The organism is Pseudoalteromonas sp. Z1A8 (genome assembly GCF_011378855.1).
In the GTDB taxonomy this organism is placed as follows: domain Bacteria; phylum Pseudomonadota; class Gammaproteobacteria; order Enterobacterales; family Alteromonadaceae; genus Pseudoalteromonas.
Window position 1 is genome coordinate 1 of record NZ_WTLB01000127.1, and the last position, 771, is coordinate 771.

Consider the following 771-nt stretch of genomic DNA (forward strand, 5'->3'; position numbering starts at 1 on the left):
TAAAACAAAAGTCTTTAAAAACAAGCGCCAAGACTTTTTAGCAATAGAAAAATGGCTTTTAAATACAACAAAAAGCGCTGCTAGTGAGCTCGTTATCACCCTCGAACCAACGGGTGTTTATCATGAAGCACTGATGTATTTTTTACACGAGCGAGGCTTTAATATTATTTTAGCGAATCCTGGTAAAGCTAAAAAGTATGCAGACGCTTTAAACATAATTCACAAAACAGACAAATCTGATGCAACGATGCTTGCTCATTACGGCTGTGCTAAGCACGCAGTCGTTAATTATTGGCAACCTGAAGCATTAGAGGTTAGAGAGCTTAAAGCTCTTATTCGTCGTTTAGATGCGCTTGAGAGTAACCGACAACGAGAAGCAAACCGATTAGAAGCAAGTGAATTCAGCAACGTTTCTGCGCGTGTTTGCCAATCGATAAAAGTGACTATCGCGTTTTTAGACGATGAAATTAAACAGCTTAAATCTGACATTGATAACCACATAGATAATGAACCTGATTTAAAAAGAAACAGAAAGCTACTTGAGTCTATCCCTGGCATTGGGCCCGTATTATCGAGAGAGCTGACGTATTTATTTGCGGCTAAAAAATTTAATAAAGCCAAAGAAGCAGCGGCTTATTGTGGGTTAATCCCACGGCATAATGAATCGGGTAAATTAAAAGGGCGAACGTCAATCAGTAAACTTGGGCCAGCCAGAATTCGATGCAAACTTTATATGGCAGCCATTGTCGCCGGGCAATGGAATAAAACAAT

At 39.4% G+C, this 771-nt stretch carries 1 protein-coding gene; it reads left to right on the forward strand.

The window, feature by feature from the left end; translation table 11 throughout:
* A partial coding sequence (locus tag GQR55_RS19980; RefSeq protein ID WP_166421964.1) for an IS110 family transposase occupies positions 1 to 771 on the forward strand: 771 nt, incomplete at both ends.